The organism is Rhodoligotrophos sp. CJ14 (assembly GCF_038811545.1).
GTDB classification, from domain to species: Bacteria; Pseudomonadota; Alphaproteobacteria; order Rhizobiales; family Im1; genus Rhodoligotrophos; species Rhodoligotrophos ferricapiens.
This window is the reverse complement of sequence record NZ_CP133319.1, coordinates 121948-143580: the sequence shown is the minus strand read 5'-3', so window position 1 is coordinate 143580 and position 21633 is coordinate 121948. Positions and strand designations below refer to the sequence as shown.

At 61.6% G+C, this 21633-nt stretch carries 19 protein-coding genes and 1 tRNA gene; 10 read left to right on the top strand and 10 right to left on the bottom strand.

The genetic code is table 11. The features are described from left to right. Window positions 1-22: 22 nt before the first annotated feature. From RCF49_RS00710 to glmU, 3 genes are all read right to left on the bottom strand, one after another. Window positions 23-1609 (bottom strand): 2-isopropylmalate synthase, encoded by a 1587-nt coding sequence (locus RCF49_RS00710; RefSeq protein WP_342642134.1) that lies wholly within the window; start codon window positions 1607-1609, stop codon window positions 23-25. Between the two features lie 488 nt (window positions 1610-2097). Further along, on the bottom strand, window positions 2098-3924 hold the full coding sequence (glmS, locus tag RCF49_RS00705; protein ID WP_342642133.1) for a glutamine--fructose-6-phosphate transaminase (isomerizing): 1827 nt from the start codon (window positions 3922-3924) through the stop codon (window positions 2098-2100). Between the two features lie 12 nt (window positions 3925-3936). After that, window positions 3937-5442 carry a bifunctional UDP-N-acetylglucosamine diphosphorylase/glucosamine-1-phosphate N-acetyltransferase GlmU gene (gene glmU, locus RCF49_RS00700; protein ID WP_342642132.1) on the bottom strand — a complete coding sequence of 502 codons (1506 nt, stop codon included), beginning with the start codon at window positions 5440-5442 and terminating at the stop codon, window positions 3937-3939. Between the two features lie 317 nt (window positions 5443-5759). On the opposite strand from glmU, the gene RCF49_RS00695 reads away from it, so the two are divergent. Both RCF49_RS00695 and RCF49_RS00690 read left to right on the top strand, forming a co-directional pair. Continuing rightward, window positions 5760-6314, top strand: coding sequence for a hypothetical protein (locus tag RCF49_RS00695; protein WP_342642131.1), 555 nt, complete (start codon window positions 5760-5762; stop codon window positions 6312-6314). Window positions 6315-6448: 134 nt separating this feature from the next. Continuing rightward, a tRNA-Lys gene (locus RCF49_RS00690) sits at window positions 6449-6524 on the top strand. Window positions 6525-6918: 394 nt separating this feature from the next. Here RCF49_RS00690 and yghU read toward each other — a convergent pair. From yghU to RCF49_RS00660, 6 genes are all read right to left on the bottom strand, one after another. Beyond that, window positions 6919-7791 carry a glutathione-dependent disulfide-bond oxidoreductase gene (gene yghU / locus RCF49_RS00685; RefSeq protein WP_342642130.1) on the bottom strand — a complete coding sequence of 291 codons (873 nt, stop codon included), beginning with the start codon at window positions 7789-7791 and terminating at the stop codon, window positions 6919-6921. A 150-nt stretch (window positions 7792-7941) separates the two neighbouring features. Continuing rightward, window positions 7942-8367: an ester cyclase gene (locus RCF49_RS00680; RefSeq protein ID WP_342642129.1), complete on the bottom strand. Its 426-nt coding sequence runs from the start codon at window positions 8365-8367 to the stop codon at window positions 7942-7944. 47 nt (window positions 8368-8414) lie between these two features. Further along, window positions 8415-9881 carry a catalase gene (locus RCF49_RS00675; RefSeq protein ID WP_342642128.1) on the bottom strand — a complete coding sequence of 489 codons (1467 nt, stop codon included), beginning with the start codon at window positions 9879-9881 and terminating at the stop codon, window positions 8415-8417. Window positions 9882-9947: 66 nt separating this feature from the next. Continuing rightward, window positions 9948-10409, bottom strand: coding sequence for a nuclear transport factor 2 family protein (locus RCF49_RS00670; RefSeq protein ID WP_342642127.1), 462 nt, complete (start codon window positions 10407-10409; stop codon window positions 9948-9950). Window positions 10410-10586: 177 nt separating this feature from the next. Beyond that, the gene (locus RCF49_RS00665; RefSeq protein ID WP_342642126.1) at window positions 10587-11150 is read right to left on the bottom strand and encodes a putative glycolipid-binding domain-containing protein; all 564 of its coding nucleotides are present in this window, start codon (window positions 11148-11150) and stop codon (window positions 10587-10589) included. A gap of 44 nt (window positions 11151-11194) precedes the next feature. Continuing rightward, complete coding sequence (locus RCF49_RS00660; RefSeq protein ID WP_342642125.1) at window positions 11195-11980, bottom strand: creatininase; 786 nt, start codon at window positions 11978-11980, stop codon at window positions 11195-11197. Window positions 11981-12406: 426 nt separating this feature from the next. Between RCF49_RS00660 and RCF49_RS00655 the strand changes: the two genes are divergently transcribed. From RCF49_RS00655 to RCF49_RS00630, 6 genes are read left to right on the top strand one after another with little or no spacing between them, the layout of a single operon-like run. Continuing rightward, complete coding sequence (locus RCF49_RS00655; protein WP_342642124.1) at window positions 12407-13303, top strand: polysaccharide deacetylase family protein; 897 nt, start codon at window positions 12407-12409, stop codon at window positions 13301-13303. A gap of 42 nt (window positions 13304-13345) precedes the next feature. Then, window positions 13346-14302, top strand: coding sequence for a BMP family protein (locus tag RCF49_RS00650; RefSeq protein WP_342642123.1), 957 nt, complete (start codon window positions 13346-13348; stop codon window positions 14300-14302). 54 nt (window positions 14303-14356) lie between these two features. Continuing rightward, on the top strand, window positions 14357-15922 hold the full coding sequence (locus tag RCF49_RS00645; RefSeq protein ID WP_342642122.1) for an ABC transporter ATP-binding protein: 1566 nt from the start codon (window positions 14357-14359) through the stop codon (window positions 15920-15922). Beyond that, entirely contained in the window at window positions 15919-17010 is a 1092-nt protein-coding gene (locus RCF49_RS00640) for an ABC transporter permease (protein ID WP_342642121.1), read from the top strand. The genes RCF49_RS00645 and RCF49_RS00640 overlap by 4 nt, the downstream gene beginning before the upstream one ends. A 4-nt stretch (window positions 17011-17014) precedes the next feature. After that, window positions 17015-17959: an ABC transporter permease gene (locus tag RCF49_RS00635; RefSeq protein ID WP_342642120.1), complete on the top strand. Its 945-nt coding sequence runs from the start codon at window positions 17015-17017 to the stop codon at window positions 17957-17959. 1 nt (window position 17960) lies between these two features. Then, window positions 17961-18947, top strand: coding sequence for a quinone oxidoreductase family protein (locus tag RCF49_RS00630; protein WP_342642119.1), 987 nt, complete (start codon window positions 17961-17963; stop codon window positions 18945-18947). Window positions 18948-18978: 31 nt separating this feature from the next. Here the strand turns inward: RCF49_RS00630 and RCF49_RS00625 are convergent, their stop codons facing one another. Beyond that, window positions 18979-19584: an urea carboxylase-associated family protein gene (locus tag RCF49_RS00625; protein WP_342642118.1), complete on the bottom strand. Its 606-nt coding sequence runs from the start codon at window positions 19582-19584 to the stop codon at window positions 18979-18981. 100 nt (window positions 19585-19684) lie between these two features. Between RCF49_RS00625 and RCF49_RS00620 the strand changes: the two genes are divergently transcribed. Further along, complete coding sequence (locus tag RCF49_RS00620; RefSeq protein WP_342642117.1) at window positions 19685-20620, top strand: LysR family transcriptional regulator; 936 nt, start codon at window positions 19685-19687, stop codon at window positions 20618-20620. Between the two features lie 19 nt (window positions 20621-20639). After that, window positions 20640-21632, top strand: a complete 993-nt coding sequence (locus tag RCF49_RS00615; protein WP_342642116.1) for a hypothetical protein — start codon at window positions 20640-20642, stop codon at window positions 21630-21632. Window position 21633: the final 1 nt, after the last annotated feature.

Here is a 21633-nt window from a genome sequence, read left to right as displayed (position 1 = left end):
GCCGGCCACATCATTCGGGGGATCAGCTGGCCGCCAAGACGTGCGGCTTGGCCGTGCGGCGCGTCAGCAGCTTGTTCAAAGCCCCGACATAGGCACGGGCGGCGGCGACCAAGGTGTCGGTATCGGTGCCACGACCGGTGAAGGAGCGTCCGTCGTCTTCGAGGCGCACGCTCACATCGGCCTGGGCATCGGTGCCTTCGGTCACCGCCTTGACCTGGAACAGCTGTAGATTGGCGTCGTGCGGGACTGCTTCCTTGATCGCGTTGAAGGTCGCATCCACCGGACCATCGCCGGTTGCTTCCTTGGTGACGTGCTTGCCTTCCACGCTCAAGGTGACGGTGGCCTTCTGAGGGCCGCCAGTGCCAGCGATCACGGTCAGGGCCTCGACGCGGATATAGTCCTGGGAGCGTGAGACCTGATCATCGATCAAGGCCTCGATATCCTCGTCATAGACGTGCTTCTTCTTGTCCGCCAAGGCCTTGAAGCGCTCGAACGCATCCTGGAAGGCGTTGTCGGAGAGCTGATAGCCCAGCTCCTCCAGCTTCTTCTTGAAGGCGTGCCGTCCCGAATGCTTGCCCATGATCAGGGACGAAGCCTTCAGGCCCACATCCTCCGGCCGCATGATCTCGTAGGTCGAGGTGTTCTTGAGCATGCCGTCCTGGTGGATGCCGCTCTCATGGGCGAAGGCGTTCTTGCCGACGATCGCCTTGTTGTACTGAACCGGGAAGGAGCTTGCCGCCGCCACCAGCTTCGAGACACGGGTGAGCATAGTGGCATCGATATTGGTGGTGTATGGCAGGATGTCCGAGCGCACCCGCATGGCCATCACAACCTCTTCCAGCGCCGCATTGCCAGCACGCTCGCCAATGCCGTTGATGGTGCATTCGATCTGACGAGCGCCACCCTGCAGGCCGGCCAGCGAATTGGCGACCGCCAAGCCCAGATCATTGTGGCAATGCACGGAGAAAATCGCCTTGTCCGCATTGGGCACCCGCTCGCGCAAGGTCTTGAACATCGCGCAATATTCTTCCGGCGTCGTATAGCCGACCGTGTCGGGCAGGTTGATGGTGGTGGCGCCCGCCTTGATCGCGGCCTCCACACAGCGGGCGAGGAAATCGATCGGGGTGCGGGTCGCATCCATGCCCGACCACTCGACATCCTCGACCAGGTTGCGCGCCTGGGTCACGGTGGCGATCACGATCTCGAGCACCTCATCCTGGCTCTTGCGCATCTGGTGCTCGAGATGGATCGGCGAGGTCGAAACGAAAGTATGGATGCGCGGCCGCTTGGCATGGCGCACCGCCTCACCCGCGCGGGCGATATCGGCGGGAATGGCACGGGCGAGCCCCGCGATCACCGCGCGCTTGGCCTGGCGGGCAATTTCGGAAACCGCCCTGAAGTCCCCCTCCGACGCGATGGGGAAACCGGCCTCGATCACATCGACGCCCATCTGGTCGAGGAGATCGGCAACCTCGAGCTTCTCCTCGAAGGTCATGGTCGCGCCCGGCGACTGCTCGCCATCGCGCAAGGTGGTATCGAAGATGATGACGCGTTCTTTCTCGCTCTGTGCTTTGACGCCTGCACCTTGCGTTACGGAATCAACGGTCATTGAAGCGTTCCTACAGCTTGGACCCGACTTTGCCTTGCGGGTCATGAAAATTCGGGGTTCGGCATCTTCATCCCCTGAATACCCGCCTCGCAGTCGAAGCTGTCGGCACTCAGGGGCAGCTAAGGAGGAGGTCTGCAAGCGCAGGGGCGGCCGCAGCCTGGGCTGGGGCAGCAAGGGCCGGGGCGGCCAGGGCCAGATTGGCGGCGCGTGCTGGGAAGGGGCCGGCGATGAGTGGCACACATGCCGGGAACAGATGGCCAGCATTCCTGCCGATCATCCTCATCCGTGCATGTCTGGCGATCCCGCCTGCCATCTCAACCGTCATCTCAATCGACCGGCTGATCGTTTCGCCTCAGCGCAATCAGCCCGGCTTCGCTTCAATCAGATTGCAAAGCAGCCGTCCGGCTGCTCGGAGCGGGTATTTATACCCTTTTCGAGCAGCCATGCAACGGCTGAATAGAGGGAGGCGTGTGGCAAGCCTGACAAAACTACTCGACTGTCACCGATTTCGCCAGGTTTCTCGGCTGATCGACATCCGTGCCGCGCAGCACGGCGGCGTGATAGGCCAGAAGCTGCACCGGAACCGCATAAAGCAGCGGATTGATGAAGGCATTGGCCTGAGGCACCGTCAGGGTATTGAAGGCGGCATGGCCATTACGGCGATGCCCGTCAGCATCTGTGATCAGCACGATGCGCCCGCCTCTCGCGGCCACCTCCTCCATATTCGACACGGTCTTGTCGAACAGATCATCATGCGGCGCGATGACGATGACCGGCACCTGCTCGTCGATGAGCGCGATCGGTCCGTGCTTCAGCTCGCCAGCGGCATAGCCTTCGGCGTGAATATAGGAAATTTCCTTGAGCTTCAGCGCGCCCTCTAGGGCGATCGGATAATTGATGCCGCGGCCGAGAAAGAGCACGTCGCGGGCGGTGACGATGTTTTTCGCGCTTTCCTCGATGGCGGCCTCGTCCTTCAGGATATCGTTCATGTGACGCGGCACTTCCATCAGCGCCTGCACGAGCACCTGCTCCTCAGCCGAGCTCAAGACGCCCCGCTCCCGTCCCGCAGCGATCGCCAGGCATGCAAGAACAGTGAGCTGGCAGGTGAAGGCCTTGGTCGAGGCGACGCCGATTTCGGGTCCCGCATAGGTCGGCAGGACAAATCCCGCCTCGCGGGCGATGGTTGATTCCGGCACGTTCACCACCGCCACGGTCTGCTGCTCCTGCTCGATGCAGTAGCGCAGGGCCGCCAACGTATCCGCCGTCTCACCGGACTGGGAGATCACGATGGCGAGGCCACGCTGCGGCAAGGGGGCCTCGCGATAGCGGAATTCGGAGGCAATATCGACGTCGACCGGCAGCCGGGCATAGCGCTCGAACCAGTATTTGGCCACGAGCCCCGCATAATAGGCCGTGCCGCAGGCGGTGATCGTCACCCGGTCGAGCTTGGCGAAGTCGACCGCAAAACCGTCGGGCAAGGTGGTGCAGAGCTCGGCGAGGTTCACATATTCCGCAAGCGTGTGGCCGATCACCTCCGGCTGCTCGGCAATCTCCTTGGACATGAAGTGGCGGTAATTGCCCTTATCGACCAGCAGGCGCGAGCTCTGGCTCAGTTTGGTCTCGCGGGTGACCTCCTTGCCTTGCTCGTCGAAAATCTGGGCCGAGTTGCGGGTGAGTACCACCCAATCGCCATCTTCGAGAAAGGCGACCCGATTGGTGAACGGCGCAAGGGCGATGGCATCGGAGCCCAGGTACATCTCGCCATCGCCATAGCCGATCGCCAGCGGGCTGCCACGGCGGGCACCGATCATGAGATCATCCTCTCCGGCAAAGAGGATGACGAAGGCGAAGGCACCGCGCAGACGCTGCAAGGTCTCGAAGACGGCCTCGGCCGGCTTGCGGCCCTGTTTCAGCGCGTTCGAGATCAGATGGGCAACGACCTCGGTGTCGGTCTGGCTCGCAAATTCAGCACCATCACGCACAAGCTCTTCCTTGAGCTCTCGGAAATTCTCGATGATGCCGTTATGCACGATGGCGACGCGGCCCACCACATGGGGGTGAGCATTGCTCTCGGTTGGCGCGCCATGGGTTGCCCAGCGGGTGTGGCCCATGCCGGCCTTGCCGAACAGCGGTTGGGCCGAGACCTTCGCCTGCAGATTGCGCAGCTTGCCCTCGGCGCGCTGGCGGCGGATCTCACCATCCTCCAGCACGACGATGCCGGCGGAATCATATCCGCGATATTCGAGACGCTTGAGGGAATCGACCAGCATCTGGTCGACCGCGTCCTTACCGAGTATTCCGACGATCCCGCACATGGGTGTTGTTCCTTATTCCGGCTCGCCGCTGATCTGGGCTGCCACGGCGCGCGGCTTGGCAGCCGCGGCCGTTCGCGACCGCGCTGTGCCATTTTCTGCACTGACGGCGCCCGCGTCTTGCTCGCCCGTGCCATTTCCGGGATGACCGCCCACCCCGGCACCGTTCGATCGTGCTGCCGCCTTGGCAGCCGCCTTCTCGGCCCTGAACCTTGCCGCCCAGCCGGGCTTGACCACCTGCCGCCCACGGGCCACCGCCAAGGCATCCGGCTCGACATTGTCGGTCACCACGCTGCCCGAGGCGACATAGGCGCCCGCAGCGATGGTCACAGGTGCGACAAGCGCCGAGTTGGAGCCGATGAAGGCGCCCGCCCCGATCTCGGTGATGTGCTTGTCGAACCCATCATAATTGCAGGTGATGGTGCCGGCTCCGATATTCGCCGCGCCTCCAATGCGGGCATCGCCCACATAGCTCAGATGATTGACCTTGGCACCGCCACCGATCTGGGCATTCTTGATCTCGACGAAATTGCCGACCTTGGCCTTGGGCTCAAGATCACTGCCCGGGCGAAGCCTCGCAAAGGGGCCGATCTGGCAGCCCGCCCCGATATGGGCACCCTCGATATGGGAGAAGGCATGGATCACCGTCCCCGTCTCGACCACGACCCCGGGCCCGAAGACGACATTCGGCTCGATCAGCACATCGGCGGCAAGCTTGGTGTCCATTTGGAGAAAGACGGTCTCGGGCGCCAGCATGGTCACGCCGGCAAGCATCGCTGCCTCGCGCAACCGCGATTGCATCAGCGCTTCGGCGCGGGACAGTTCGAGCCGGTTATTGATGCCCAAAACCTCCGTCTCCGGACAGGTCTCAGCGGCAACCGTGAGGCCGCGCTTCACCGCAAGGGAGACAATATCGGTCAGGTAATATTCCCCCTTGGCATTATCATTGCCGACCAACGGTAGAAGTTCGCGCAAAACCTCCGTTGAAAAGGCCATAACCCCGGAATTACAAAGGGTTACGAGCTTTTCCTCCGCTGACGCATCATTTTCCTCGCGGATGGCGATCACCTGGCCTGCCGGATTGCGCAGGATACGGCCATAGCCGGTAGGACACTCGGTCTCAAATCCGAGCACCGCGACTGCGGCACCGTCCGCCACCTTGCCTGCCAGGGCGGCGATCGTTTCCGGACGTATCAGGGGGGTATCGCCAAAGAGCACGATCGTGACCGTGGAGGGCTTGCTCAATGCGTCAAGCCCAATCCGGGCGGCATGGCCCGTTCCGAGCCTGTTCTCCTGGACGGCGAGCGCACACGCGAGGGCTCTTTTTTGCGCTTCCGCAGCAATGGATGGCATGTCGGGGCCGATCACCAGCGCCACCTCTCCTGCTCCAATCGCTTTCACGCTGTTCAACACGTGGCCGATGAGCGGTTGCCCGGCGATACTGTGCATCACCTTAGGCAGGTCGGACTTCATGCGCGTGCCCTTGCCGGCCGCGAGAACGATGCAGGAGAGATCTGTCATGAGCAGAATCCATGGCCGGTTACGGCGAGCATATATGTTGCCTTTCCTATAGCATTGCGACCGATGGGGCGAAAGTCAGGGGCCATTCACCGTGTATCTGGGGTTTGCAAGCACTCATCTGCGCGCTATAATTGCATGTGCAGGATAAATGCTACTCTAGGTTCGAATGGTGTCGCCGATTCGATGTTGCCGTTCCGTGCCGTTATGCGCCCGTTTGCTGGTCATCCCATCAAATGCACTATGCCATGCCACATTTCCTCTCCGTAGTTTTGCGCAGAACGCAGTTACGAGATCGCAAACGGACAAGAGCGCTGGCTGTGTCCGTGGCCCTTGTCCTGCTTGTCGTTTCTGCGCAGATGATCTTCGCGATCCCCTCCGGCAATATCACCGAGCATGAGAACCTGAAGCTCACTACGGAAGCGTTTAACCGCGCCCCTCGCGCGATCTCTTCTCCCATGCTGATGCAAAATCTTGCTGAACAATCGGTAAGAAGCGAGACCGCAAGCAAGGGCGACCTGATCACCCCATCTTTCGGGATCATGCTTGCACTGATCAGCTCACAAATGGAGGGTGTCCAGGTCTGGCGCGCTCTCGCACTCCAGCACCGAGACTTGCTTGGCATTCTGAAGCCGCGTCTATTCGAGGCCGCACACACCCGGAGCCGGACCATATACGGCCTCATGGCCGGTCCTTTCGAAACGAATCGCGCGGCAAAAGAGGTTTGCAACCGGCTGATCGCGCGCGGGCTCGACTGTACCGTGACCGAGTTTCGCGGCATCACGCCGGCGGTGGGCGGACCTGTTCTTTATGACCGCGCGCTGGCCGGCGTCCCACCACCGGGCATTCTCCTGCCCGGCTTGGGCCCATCCTGATCCCGCGCCTCAAGCCGGCGATCGCGCCCTGCCCGGTCCCATGGCATTTCCCCAGCCAATGGTCCGGTCTGGTCGTTTATCCCTTGACAGTATACGTTGTGAGATGGTGGAAAGCGCCAACTCGCGCGTTTGCCGAGCCCGTAGCTCAGCCGGTAGAGCAACTGACTTTTAATCAGTAGGTCCTGGGTTCGAATCCCAGCGGGCTCACCATCCAAGTCGATGGGAGCAAAGCAGGTTATTGCGGCCGCTTCCCTTCGCGGCCAGTACGAGCCGAAGGCAATGCCCCGGCCTTAAGGAAGTCGAGGCGGCCCGCGCTGGTTATAGCACTCATCCATCACCAGCCTCATCGGTACGGACGAGAATCGTTCAAACGCGAGACAATCGCGCTGAGCTCGAACGGCTTCGCATTGGCTGATCCAACGAAGCCGCGCTCAGCCCTTTCACGATCGTGATCCTTCGAAGGCCACTCTCGGAATCACGCGCTCGCCATTGTTTGCCCACACAGTCCAGGCGCTAGACTAGGTTCCTGGCTCCAGGCCGGTATTGGAAGCGCCAGTGCTCCCGCAAGCTCGGGTTCAGGGCCTGGCGCTCCCAAAGGCTCAGCTCACGCCTTGGTGCCAAGCTTGTCCTGAGTTCGCGTTTCGAAATCGCTGGCGTCATGGCGCTCGTGCAGCTGGGTCGAGGGCTCACCGCTGATGCGGTTGACCATCCGGCCGCGCTGGACGGCCGGGCGGCTGAGAATGCTATCAGCCCAACGCTGGACATGGGTGTATTCGTGGACCGACAGGAATTCGGCGGCGTTGTAAAGCCACCCCTTCACGAGCCCGCCATACCAGGGAAACACCGCAATATCGGCGATGGTATAGTCATCGCCTGCAAGAAACGCATTGTCCGCCAGGCGCCTGTTCAGGACGTCGAGCTGGCGCTTGGTCTCCATCGCAAACCGATCGATGGCATATTCGATCTTTACGGGCGCGTAGGCGTAGAAATGGCCAAAGCCGCCACCGAGATAGGGGGCGCTTCCCATTTGCCAGAAAAGCCAAGACAAGCATTCGGCCCGCCGGCCTGCCTCCTTGGGGAGGAATTCTCCAAATTTTTCGGCGAGATAGAGCAGGATCGCGCCGGATTCGAAGACGCGGATCGGCTCGGAGCCCGACCGGTCCATGAGCGCTGGGATCTTGGAATTGGGATTGACCTCGACGAAGCCGCTGCCGAATTGATCGCCGTCACTGATCCTGATCAGCCAAGCGTCATATTCAGCCCCGCTATGGCCAAGGGCGAGCAATTCCTCAAGCAGAATCGTGACCTTCTGGCCATTTGGCGTTGCCAGGGAATAGAGCTGGAGGGGATGACGGCCGACAGGCAGTTCCTTCTCATGGGTCGGCCCCGCGATCGGCCGGTTGATATTCGCAAACCGGCCACCATTGGCCTTGTCCCAAACCCAGACCTTGGGCGGGATATATGCTGAATCCGTCATTGCGCGTGCTCCATCCGGTGGCTTACGCCATTCGATTCACATCTCAGTCCCATTATTGGCGCGGTGTAGCAGCTCCTAGGAAAGTCGAGCAACCTGATCCTGAAGGCGATCAGCACAACGTGACGAGCGCCGCAGATGGCCATTGGCTGACTAAACCGTCACGCGGTTGCCAGCGAGATGTCCGTGGACCTCAAAGGCATTTCGGTCAACCCAGTTATGCCTCAGCAAACCATCCTCGCCGATGGCGATGATCGAATTGCCGACCATCGTGAACGGCGTCCCGTCAGGCTCGGTGCCGAGGAATCCGTTATTCAGGCCAACAACACGCCAGCGTGTGGCAACGCGTGTCCCCTCCTCATTCTGAAAGATGTCCAGAATCTCGAAGTCGAGCTCCTTGATCTGGGTCTGAAAGGCGATGACCCAGCGTTTGAACGCTTCCCGCGAGCGGATCTCATGGCCCCCGGAGGTGATCACGAAATCCGGATGGACCAAGGCATCGATCGCGTGCGGGTTTTGTGGCCAGCGCCAGACTTCATTCCAGAACCGGCGAACAATGTCGATGGCGTTGCGCTGCATGACAATGCCCTCTTGGCTTCAGTTGATCGCAAGGCGGTGGCTGCCGATCACTCGGCAGCAAGGTCCGGGGCCGCAAGCCCGAGCGCTCGGGCGAGGCCTGCGCCATAGGCGGGGTCGGCTTTGGCGCAATTGGCGATATGACGCTCCTTCACCTCCAGGCGCGCGTCCGCCATGGCACGCGCCGTGTTCTCGAACAGGAGCTGCTGCTGTTGCGGGGTCATCTTGCGAAACAGGATGCCGGGCTGTTCGAAATGGTCCTCATCCACACGATGGTCCCAATGGGCGGCCGCGCCGTCGATGGGGAGCGGCGGCTCCATCAGCGAGGGATCATGATCGATCCACGCGCCTTTGCTGTTCGGCCAGTAGGTGGGAGTTGCCCCAAGATTGCCGTCGGTGCGCATCGCACCATCACGATGATAGCTGTGGAACGGACATCTCGGTGCATTGACCGGAATATGGTTGAAGTTGACGCCCAGCCGATAGCGTTGCGTATCCCCGTAGGAAAAGAGACGAGCCTGCAGCATCCGGTCAGGCGAGAAGCCGATGCCGGGAACGATATTGGCGGGTGAGAAGGCGGCCTGCTCGACCTCGGCGAAGTAATTGTCGGGCCAGCGGTTGAGCTCGATCACGCCGACCTCGATCAGCGGGTAATCCGCCTTCGGCCAGACCTTGGTGAGATCAAAGGGATTGTGCTTGTGGGTCTTGGCCTGCTCGTCGGTCATCACCTGGATGAAGAGGGTCCAGCGCGGGAAGTCACCGCGCTCGATCGCGTTGAGCAGATCACGCCCATGGGTCTCACGGTCATTGGCCACGAGGGACGCGGCCTCCTGATCGGTCAGATTCTCAATCCCCTGCTGGGTGTGGAAGTGGAACTTCACCCAGACGCGCTCACTGGCAGCATTGATCATGGAGAAGGTGTGGCTGCCGAAGCCATGCATATGGCGGAAGCTCTTCGGAATGCCGCGATCGGACATGACGATCGTCACCTGGTGAAGCGCTTCGGGCAGAAGGGTCCAGAAATCCCAATTGTTGTCGGCCGAGCGCAAGCCGGTGCGCGGATCACGCTTGATGGCGTGATTGAGGTCCGGAAAGCGCAAGGGATCGCGGAAGAAGAAGACGGGGGTATTGTTGCCGACGATATCCCAGTTGCCCTCCTCTGTATAAAATTTGAGAGCAAAGCCGCGAATATCGCGCTCGGCATCGGCGGCACCGCGTTCGCCGGCAACGGTTGAAAAGCGGGCGAACATCGGGGTCTGCTTGCCGATCTCGGCGAAGATCTTCGCCTTGGTGTAGCGGGTGATGTCATGGGTGACCGTGAAGGTGCCATAGGCGCCCCAGCCCTTGGCGTGCATGCGCCGCTCGGGGATCACTTCGCGATCGAAATGAGCCATCTTCTCGATCAGCCAGATGTCCTGCAACAGAGCCGGACCGCGGGGCCCTGCCGTCATGATGTTGAGGTTATCGGCAACCGGCGCACCGGTCGCGTGAGTCATGGAAGGACGAGACGCACTCATGCTCGAAGTCCTGTTCTCTCAAAGGATGATTGTGATGGTGAACTTGCCCGCTATGGCGGGATGGGCTTAAAGCCCGAGTTCGGAAAGACCCGGATGATCATCGGGCCTTCGTCCCAATGGCCAATGGAACTTCCGGTCGGCGCCATCAATCGGATGCTCGTTGATGCTGGCGATGCGGCGGCGCATCAGGCCGTCGGCATCAAATTCCCAATTCTCATTGCCATAGGCCCGAAACCAATTGCCGCTGTCGTCGTGATATTCATAGGCAAAGCGCACCGCGATGCGATTGCCGGTAAAGGCCCACAGCTCCTTGATGAGGCGGTAGTCGAGTTCCTTTGCCCATTTGCGATTGAGAAAGGCCTGGATCTCGCCGCGGCCGGTGATGAACTCGGCGCGATTTCGCCAATTGCTGTCGGGCGTGTAGGCGAGTGCGACCTTCGCCGGATTACGGGTGTTCCAGGCATCCTCGGCGGCGCGCACCTTCTCCATCGCACTCGCCTCGGAAAATGGAGGGAACGGGGGACGCATGGCAGAGCTCCAAAGCTATCATTCGGGTTCGGACGACAAGCCCATTCCTATTTGGCAAGGGAGCCTCAAGAGCAGCAATGAGAATGACCCGATGAATCAGGACAGGCGCACGTCATTTCTGACCATGTTCCTCGTCGAGCTGATTGGGGAGGTGAGTTGGAGACGCGCCAAGTGCCGTCAGGGGAAGACGCGCTCGAACAGGTGCTCGTAATTGAGCACCAGGCCTTGGCCATCCACGTGGAGCTCGGCCTCAAAGCCGGCGGCGAGCCCGAGATCGATGTAGCGGAACCGGTCCTGGCTCAGGCGCTCATATCGCTGACGGGAGCGCTCGACCGTCATGGCCGCGCCGTCAACATAGCAGGTGTCGATGGTCAGCGACTGCCGCGCCTCGGCCACCATCCGACGGATGGGGAAGGTATTGCAGAAGGGCGTGACGGAAAGGTCCGGCTCATCGGCGCCGTCAAGGTCAGAACGGGCGATCCCGTCTACGGTCCAGCCTCGGTCCGACCTCTGTAGGGCAAGGCGCGCATAGCCCGCCTCCCCCCATTTCTCGACATCAACCGACAATACGCGCCAACCGGCGCTCAGCCGCCAATGGTGGTCGAGCCGGAAGCCGCCATCCTCCATACACACGACAGTTGACTCGGCCAGGATCATACCGGCGCCGATGCTCAGCATCATGCGCTCCAGGCCGATCACATCCGTGCGTCGCCAGAACAGGATCGCGGGGTTTCCATCCATGATCCCTCTCTTGACCGGCAGCAAGCGGCTCGTGTGATGCCGGGTCAGGTCTTAAGACCGAATTCCCGCGCGACGGCGTCGGCTGTGCCTTTCACATAGCAATCGAACAAGAGCTTGCCCTTTTCCGCGCTGGCGGTGGTGCTCGCAACCAGCGCACCGTCGCGCGGCAAAGACGGCCAGTTCTCCCAGGTGACGGGATAGACGTCATAGGGAGGGAACTCGGCGGGCGGATGGCTTGGCACCCGATCGAGATGCACGAGCTCGGGGCGCAGATACATCATGATGGAGGTTTCCATTACGCCCGCATGCTCCAGCGGCCAGCTCGGAAAGCCCTCCGGCCAGACCGCCTGCTCGACTTCCCGGGTGGTGAACTCGTAATAGCCGATGCGCATGATCTTGAGGTCGGACACCCCATCGCGGCGTAGGTCACGCAGCGCAAGGTCGATGCCTTCCGCGATCATCATCGTGTTCTCGTAGTGACCATCCATGAGCACGATGCGACGCACGCCGTGGCGGGCCAGCTCGGTGATCACATCCTTGACCGTGCCGATGAGGTTGGCGGCATCGAGGCTGATGGTGCCAGGGATGTGATTGCCGCCGCCGGAGCGGGGCTGAGACTTATAGCCAAAGACAATAGAGGGTGCGACCAGGCCCCCGATCCGCTCGGCGGCCTTTTCGGCAATGGCGGTGGGGATCACCTCGTCACAGCACATGGGGAGATGGGGACCATGCTGCTCGTGGGATCCCACGGTGACAAACACCACGGGGTTCTCTTCACGCACCTTGCGGTCATAGTCCGTCCAGCTCAGCTCGTTCATCCGCACGGTCATGCCTCACCTCCCTGCTTATAAGTCCACATCGGGCCATGACTTTTCGGCTGGGATCATTGCCCGGAGAGCGCATGAGAGAGAATACAAAAGAATCGAAGTGATGTTTCACCGCTGACTAAGTTGCACGCAGTCCCTGCGGGATGTCATAGTTTGGCGCGGGGCGAACTGACCTTTTCATGTTTCATATTTAATCAAGGCATTGCTGGTGGGAACCTCACCACAAGAGGGACTGACCGGCCGAGCCTGGCCGGCTTCAAGAAGAACGCCCTCGTTGAGGTAGGAAATGCAAGGGGAGCCCATGCGCGAAGCTCTTCGTCCGGGAGCGGTGCTTACGATCTCTCATAGTGTTCCGCTCGGCCCGGACATGCAGAATGCCGAGCCACGGCAAAAGATGCCCTGCCCTGCACCATCCGCCAGGGCCCATCTATGATCAGCAACCCGCCTTCCTGGCCCAATGGGGCGCGCTGCGCCGTTGCCATCACTTTCGACATGGATGCGGACAGCCTCGTGCATATCCATGCCGCGGAGAAGGCACCGAGCCTCGTCTCGACCACATCGATGCTGCGATACGGCCCCACGGTCGGCGTTCCGCGCATTCTCGCAACCTATCGCAAGCTCGGCATAAGGCAGACCTTCTTCGTGCCGGCCTGGTGCGCGACGCAATATCCCCACGCCGTCGAGGCCATGGTCGCCGATGGTCACGAGGTCGCGCTGCACAGCTATATCCATGAGAATTCCTACGATCTCACGCGCGAGGAGGAGCATGACCGGCTGCGGCGCAGCATCGATATCCTGGAGCGGGTCGCCGGCCGGCGACCGCGGGGCTGGCGTGCGCCGATGTATTCATTCTCAAAGCATTCCGGCGCGCTGCTCGTGGAGGAAGGCTTTCTCTATGACGCTTCGCTCATGGGGGACGACGTGCCCTATCTCATCAAGACGGGCAATGGCCAGCTGGTCGAATTGCCAGCCCATTGGGGCATGGACGACTACCCGCAATATGCCCATACGCCCGAGCTCGATTATTCGATGCCGGTGCGCTCACCCAGTGAGGCGATCCGGAACTACCTGGATGAATTCGAGGCCCATTACGCCCATGGCGGCCTATGGATCGCGGTCTGGCATCCGTTCCTGACGGGGCGGCTCACCCGATGGCACCATCTGGAAAAGATGCTGCTCGATATCCAGGCGCGCGGTGACGTCTGGTTCGCACCCCTCGAAGACATCGCCAATCATGTCCTGGCCCTGCAACGTGCCGGAACCTACCGGCCGCGGGTCGATGAGGTGCCATTCTATACTCAGCCAGTCGAGCTGGTTCCGCGCTGACGGACGTCACTGGCCAAAAATAAGGGAAAGGGAGGATAGCCCATGCGGATGACAAGACGGAGTTTCCTGGCGAGCACGGCGCTTGCCGGATTGGCGGCGATGGGGCCGTCAGCGGTTTTCGCACAGGAGTTCAAGGCGGCGATCGTGATGCCCGGCAATATCACGGACCAGGCCTGGAACCAGACCGGTTATGAAGCAATGAACGATGCCAAGGAGAAGCTCGGCATCGAGACCGCCTATATCGAAAAGGTGCCACAGCCGGACCAGCTGGAAGCCCTCTCCGACTATGCCCGGCGCGGTTATAAGGTGGTGATCGGCCATGGCGGCGAGTTCGTCGATGCGGTCGAGCGCGCCGCGCAACGCTTCCCCGACACCCTGTTCGTCGTAACCAACGGCTTCGTCTCGGGCAAGAACGTTGCCTCGATCAGCTTCGACTTCAAGCATTTCGGTTATGTGATCGGCTTCTTGTCGGCCAAGATGTCGAAGAACCAGAAGTTCGGCTTCATCACCGGCCAGAAGATCAAGGTCGCAACCGATCTCTTGGAGGGCTTCACCGCGGGTGTTCACAGCGTGGCACCGAACGCACCGGTGGCCGTCACCTATACCAATGACTGGGATGACATCGCCAAGGGGAAGGAAGCGGCCCTCAATCAGCTGAACCAAGGGATCGACGTGATCTTCCCCGTGCTCGATAATGCCCAGATCGGCGCGTTGCAGGCCTGCCAGGAAAAGAAGGCCTGGGGCTATGGCATCTGGAAGGATGTCTACGAGAATTGGAAGGATACGGTGCTGCAATCGGCAGTCATGGACTTCCGCATCGCGCTCGTCGACTTCCTTAAGCTTGCCAAGGAAGGTAAGGCGGAAGGCAAGGTCTATATCTTCGATATCGGCACCGATGCCGGCCGGTTCGGCACATATAATCCTGCGATCCCCCAAGAGATCGTGCAGGAGACGGAGGCTCTGATCCAGAAGCTGAAGAAGGGCGAGGTCAAGATCTGACCCGCCGCTTGGGCCAAGGTCTCTCGCTCGCATCAGTGATGGGTCGGAACAGCAATGAGTGAGTACCAGCCGGACAGCCGGCGAGGCGATGATCACCGCGCCGATGACCATCTCGTCGTCCGGGATCTGTGCAAGAGCTTCGGCGGCCTCAAGGCGAATGACAATGTCACGATCCATGTGCGGCGTGGCAGCGTCCATGCGGTTCTCGGCGAGAACGGCGCGGGCAAGACCACGCTGATGAACATGCTGTACGGGCTGCTGCAGCCGGATAGCGGGGAAATCCTGCTTAATGGCCGGCCCGTGCGCATCGACAGTCCGCGGCATGCGCTCGAGCTCGGGATCGGCATGGTGCATCAGCACTTCATGCTGGTCGATCCCTTGACCGTGACCGAGAATGTCATTCTCGGCCTGCAGCATCAGGGGGCGATGCTCGATCTCAAAGCGCATGAGCAGCGGATCGCGGAGCTTTCCGACAATTTCGGCTTCGAGATCGAACCCACCGAGGTGGTGGGGCGGCTGCCCATCGGGATGCAGCAGCGGGTCGAGATCCTGAAATCGCTCTATCGGGATGCGGACCTTTTGATCCTGGATGAGCCCACGAGCGTGCTCACCCCGGGCGAGACCAAATCGTTCTTTGCCGTGCTGCGCCGGCTGAAGGCGGCGGGCAAGACCATCCTCTTCATCACGCACAAGCTCGAGGAGGTGATGGACCTTTCCGATCGGGTGACGGTGATGCGGGCGGGTCGGGTGACGGATGAGCTGGACACGAAGGACACCACTCCATCCGAGCTGGCGCGGCTCATGGTCGGGCGGGATGTAATCTTCGATCTCGAGCGGCCGGAAGGGACGGCGGGGCCGGTGCTGTTCGAGGTGCGCGATGTCCATGCTTACGGGGAGCGGGGAAACGAGGCGCTGGCCGGCGTGAGCTTCGAATTGCGGGCCGGCGAGATCCTCGGCATTGCCGGCGTGGATGGCAATGGGCAGGCGGAGCTTGCGGAGACGATCGCCGGCATGCGTGCCTATCATGGCGGCATCATGCGGCTTCAGGGGGAGAATATCGCCCCCTATTCCATTCGCGATCGCCTGCATAAGCTTGGCATCGCCTATGTTCCGGAAGACCGGCATCGCACCGGGCTCGTGCTCGACCAGAGCGTGGCCGCCAATCTCATGCTGCGCGCCTATGACCGGAGCCCTTTCGTGCAGCACGGTTTCTTTCTGAACCAGGCTGCGATCCGCAAGAACGCCGCCCGGCTGGTCGACAAGTTCCGGGTGCGGACAAGCTCGATCGAGCAGCATGTGCGCAGACTGTCCGGCGGCAATCAGCAGAAGATCGTGCTCGCCCGCGAGATCGAGGCAGGCCCCAAGCTGCTGGTGGTGGCGCAGCCCTGCAAAGGGCTCGATGTGGGCGCCATCGAGTTCGTGCAAAATACCCTCATCGAGCAGCGCAACAAGGGGGTCGGCATCATCTATATCTCGACCGAGCTCGAGCACATTCTCGCCGTTTGCGACCGGATCGCGGTCATGTTCAAGGGCCGGATCATGGGGATCCTCGATCCCAAGCAGATCACGTCCGAACGCATCGGCAAGATGATGGCCGGCATCAGGGAGGACGCGGCGTGACCCTCGAGCTGCTCAGATGGGTCTATCTCCTCAAGAGCTTATGGGCAGTGCTCATCGCGCTCGCGATCGGCGCCCTGTTGATCCTCACCACGGGACATAGTCCGATCGCCGCTTATCGCGAGCTGTTCGGCGGTGCCTTTCTCGATTACTGGGGCCTCTCGGCCACCCTGGTCAAGCTCTGCCCCCTGCTGCTCGCCGGGCTCGCCGTGGCGCTGCCGCTGCGGGTCGGCCTGTTCAATATCGGGGCCGAGGGTCAGATCTATATAGGCGGGCTCTTCGCCACCCTCGTCGCGCTCTATGGTCCAGAACTGCCGGGCGTGCTCGGGATCCTGCTTTGTGCCGCGGGGGGTCTTGCAGGCGGTGCGATCTGGGCTGCCATACCGGCCTTGCTCAAAGCCTATCGCGACCTCAATGAGGTGATCGTCACGCTGCTGCTCAATTATGTGGCGATCAATATCGTGAGCTATGCGGTCTCGGGCCCGCTGATGGCCGAGGGCGCACCCTATCCCTATTCCGAGGAAATCCGCGAAAGCCTCTGGCTGCCTTATATCATGCCGAGCACGGATGCCCATGCAGGCGTGATCGTGGCGGTGATCGCCGCGCTCGCCCTCTCAGTGGTGATGCGTTACACCTCGATCGGCTATTCCCTTCAGACGGTCGGAGCCAATCCGCAGGCGGCGCGCTATGCCGGAATGTCGGTGAGGCGGCATATCCTGACCTCCATGCTGGTGGGCGGCGCGCTGGCAGGGCTTGCCGGCGCCTTCGAAGTGATGGGCCTCAAGCACCGCCTGTTCCATCTGTTCAGCGCAGGCTATGGCTATGACGGCATCGTCATCGCCTTTCTCGCCGGAACCAATGCGCTTGGCACCATCGTCGCCGCCACCTTCATGGCCGGGCTCGAGAGCGGGGCCAATATGATGCAGCGCGCGGCCGGGGTGCCGGTGACGCTGGTCGAGGCGATCAAAGGCCTGATCGTCATCTTCGTGGCGACAGGCCTTGCCTTCAGCTTCCAGCGCAGCCGCTTTGCCCGGCTGCTCGAGCGCCGGCGCACCATGTCAGCCGCAATCAAGGCCGCACAAGGAGGGTGAGCGGATGTTTGATCTGTTCTCCGATGTTTCTGCGCTCACCCAGTTCCTGTCCTCAGCCTTGCGGCTGTCGATGCCGCTCATCTTCGCCGCCCTGGCAGGCGTGCTTTCGGAGCGCTCGGGCGTGTTCAATGTGGGCCTCGAAGGGCTCATCCTGATGGGCGCCTTCGGGGCGGCGCTTGGCACGTTCCATACCGGATCTCCCTTCGTCGGGGTGCTGGTCGGCATGGCGCTCGGCGTGCTCCTCTCCCTGCCCATGGCGATCATGTCGATCTCGCTCGGGGTCAACCAGATCGTGGCCGGCGTTGCCATCAACCTGTTCTCGCTGGGCATCACCGCCTTCCTTGCCCGTATCGCCATCGGGGCCAGCGCCAATACACAGCTCCTGCCAGGATTCCGGCCGATCGCGATCCCTCTCCTCTCCAGCATTCCGATGATCGGACCGGTGTTCTTCAACCAGGACCTGCTGGTTTATCTGATGTATCTGGTGGTGCCGGCGCTGTTCGTCCTGATCTACTGGACGCCCTTGGGGCTCAGCATCCGGGCTGTGGGACACAATCCACGCGCCTGCGATGCGGCAGGCATTTCGGTCGCCGGCCTGCGCTATGGCTGCGTGCTCGTGGCGGGCGCCCTCGCAGCCATGGGCGGCGTCTATTTGGTCTTGTCGCAGGTCTTCGTCTTTTCGGAGCATATGAGCGCGGGCAAGGGCTTCATCGCCCTCGCCGCGGTCATTCTCGGGCGGTGGAATCCAGTTGGCGCCATGCTTGCCTGCCTGTTGTTCGGCGTTTTCGATGCCTATCAGCTGCGCCTGCAGTTCGAAAATCCGGATGTGCCCTATCAGATCTTCTCCACCCTGCCCTATCTCGTCTCGATCCTGGCGCTGGTCATGATCTCGGGCCGCAATGTCGCCCCGCAAGCGGTCGGCAAATATTATCATCGCGAGAGCCATTGACATGCGTGCGGTGGTCATTGAGGCGCCAGGCGGGCTCGACCGGCTGAAGGTCACGCATATGCCGGATCCCGAGCCGGGACCCCGTCAGGTGCTGATCGATGTGGGCTGGGCTGCCTGCAATTGGGGTGACATTCAGAAGCGCCAGGGCATCTATCCCGACCCGATCCCCTATCCCTCGATCCTCGGGGGCGAGGTTACCGGCTTCGTCCGCGCCTGCGGGCGTGGGGTGTCCACCTTGCGGGAGGGACAGGCGGTGAGCGCGATCACCGGACCCGCCATGCTCGGTGGCTTTGCGGATATGGTGGTGGTGCCGGAGAAATATGTGATCCCCTTGCCGCCAGGCATGGACCCGCGCAAGGCCGCTGCCTTTCCGGTGGTGGCGCTCACCGCCTATCACCTGCTCTATACTGCGCACAGATTGCGCCGAGGTGAGACCATCCTTGTGCATGCCATCGGCGGCGGGGTCGGCCTGGCGCTCACACAACTTGCGACCCAAGGGGGTGCGCGGGTCATCGGCACGGTCGGGTCGGCCGCCAAAGCCGAGATGCCGCTCAAATTCGGCGCAGCCCGGGTGATCGCGCGGGACGCGGAAGATTTCGTGGACGTGGCCATGGCCGAGACCGGGGGGCGCGGGGTTGATCTCGTGATCGATTCCCTTGGCAGCGATATCCTGGCGCGCAGCTTCGATGCGCTGCGCACCTATGGCCGCGTCATCAATATCGGCGAGGCGGCCGGTGATCCGCACTTCAACATTCGGAAGAAACTCTATGAGCGCTCGACCTCACTCGCCGGCTTCGAGTTGCTGCACGCCGTGCCGGGTTCGCAGAGATGGCGGCGAGGATTGCGCCATGTGATCGAGGCGATCGAGGCCGGCCGGCTGACGATTCCGATCGCGGCGGAATTTCCGCTCGCCGAGATCCGCGCTGCCCAGACGTGCCTCGAGGGGCGAGGCACGGTCGGCAAGGTGCTGATCGCGGTCAATTCGTGACGGGCGGCTCAATGCGCCGCCCGCCCCCTGCTCAATCGAGAATTTGATAATGGGCTTCCACGGTGTTTCCCGCCTTGCCGTTGATGGGCAAGATATCCTGGGGGCAGCACGACATGGCGACCACGCAATCCATCTGTGCGCGCAAAACCAAATAGTCACCAGGCTTTGAGACCGGCTCGCCCCAACTCGTGCGCCCCTCCCGATCAACCGGAATGTTCATCCAGAGATTGAGCGGGCTTGGGGTTTCGGGCGCGCGCAGGCCGATCTGACGCATGCCGGCATGCAGATTATCGGTGCAATTGTCGTGGTATTCCTTGCAGCCGAGCAGGCCATACCGATAGTCATCGCAGGCGGCCATCAGGGTATCGTGGATGCCCGGCGAAGTATCCTCCTCGAAAAACAGGATGGGCCGGCGGCGGTTGGAATAGAGCTGGTCGCCCTTGGTGGGGAAAATTTTTCCCAAGGTGGGGCGGATATGCTCCATGGACATGAACTCGGTGAGGTCTTCCAGGCTGAAGCACCAGGTATCCACCACCTGATGGCCGTGGGTATTGATGATCTTGATGGCCTGACCCTTGGTCAGCCTGGCCGCGCGCCCCTTGCGTGCCGGAATGGTCATGATTTCGCTGTTCGCCATCGCCTCACTCCTTCTGGTTTTCAAGGAGTTTGCGGGCGGGCTCGCTTGCGGTAAAGATTAAACAAGAAAAACTCGCTTCGTTATAGACGAAAGTAAGTTCATGCCACTCAGTCGTGTTCCGCAGCTGACCCCGTCCGACATCAAGCTGCTGCGCCTCTTCGTAAAAGTGGTGGAGAATGGCGGCTTTGCAGGTGCGCAAGCCGAGCTGAATGTCAGCGCCTCAACCATCAGCACCCAGATGTCGACGCTGGAGTCGCGCCTCGGAATCAGGCTGTGCGATCGGGGGCGGGTCGGCTTCAAACTGACGGATAAGGGGCGGCGCATCTATATGGCCGCGCTCCGTCTCGAAGAGGCGCTCGATTCCATCAGGACGGATATTGGAGAGCTGCGCGGCAAGCTCGTGGGCGAATTGCATGTGGGCGTCGTGGACACCACCACGACCAACCAGGACTGCCGGTTGCACGAAGCGATCCGCCTGTTCACCTCGCGTGATCATTCGGTCCATATCAACCTGCATGTGGCCGAGCCGGCGACCATCGAGAAGCGCCTCTTGGAAGGGCGGCTGCATGTGGGCATCTCCGCCTTTTATCACCACGTGCCCGGCCTTCATTACGAGCATCTATTTCGCGAGAAACACATGCTCTATTGCGGCCGGCGGCATCGGTTGTTCAACCGTCCGGCGGAAGCGCTCAGCAGGGCCGAGGTGTTGGATTGCGATTTCGTGGCGCGCGGCTACATGGTCCATCGGCAGGTCTCGCCCATGTCGGGATTGACAGCAGCGGCGACCGCCTATGACATGGAGGCGACCCTGGCGCTGATCCGGTCCGGCGCGTTTATCGGCTTCCTCCCCTGCCATTATGCGGATGCGTGGATCGAAAAGGGCGAGCTCAAGCCGCTACTGCCGGATGAATTCGCCTTCCAGTCGGATTTCGAATTCGCGGTGAGGAAAGGCCTGGCGGATCTTCGCGTGCTCAATGCCTTTCTCGAGGACCTGCGCAAGGCGCATAACGTCATGCCGGCGCTGCTAGAGGCCTGAAACAACGAAGGACGGGATCATGGAAACGCAAACGGGGCTCGCGCCGATCGGCGTCAGCAGTGAATGGGGCACGCTGAAGGAATGCATCTATGGCTGGGCCGACCAGTTCATCATTCCGAAATTCCTGGCGGATTCGAAGGCGCGCGCCTATGGCGACTTCGAGCGTTTCTGGATCGAGAACCAGGGCCGGCCGGTTGCTGAAGCTGATCCGGACTATTTCGCCGCCTTCAAGTCGCAGCTCGGCGGCGCGGTAGCCCTGCTGAGCGGCCTTGGCATCAAAATCCATCAGCCGCGGCGATTGAGCGAGGCCAACCTCGCCTTCCCGCGCGGTGAGAACCATGGCTGCATGACGCCATGGCTGCGCGATCCGTTCGTGACCATCGGCAATAATGTCATCGAGCTCGCCCCGCGCTCGCTGTTCCATCGGCGGCAGCGTTTTTCGGTGCGGCACATCCTGGCCTCGACCATGGAGCGGGGAGCGCGCTATTTCGCCCAGCCGGATGGCGGGGCCGATGACACTGCGGATGGTCCGGGCTGGGGCTATCTCGAAGGGGGCGACATCTTCGTGCTCGGCAAGAAGATCCTGGTGGGCCATTCCGGCAATTGCTCGAACCCCGAGGGCGCCCGCTGGCTGCAACACGCGCTCGGGCCCGATTATGATGTGGAGATGGTGAGGCTCGATCCGCTGTTCCCGCATCTTGATTGCGTGCTCATGACCCCGCGCGAGGGGCTGGCTGTGGTGTGCATGGATGCCTTTCCCGAGGGACTGCCCGATCATCTCGCCAATTGGGACCGGATCGTGGTGGGCAAGGAAGCAGCCAAGCGGCATCTCGCCTGCAACAATCTGGTGCTCGATGACCGCACCGTGATGATGCCCTCCGAAGAGCCGCATGATTACGTCGCAGCCGAACTCAAGGCGCGCGGCTTCGAGGTGATCCGCACGCCATACGAGGCTGTATACCGGGTGGGCGGCTCGTTCCGCTGCGCGCATCAGCCTCTCATCCGGGAATAGC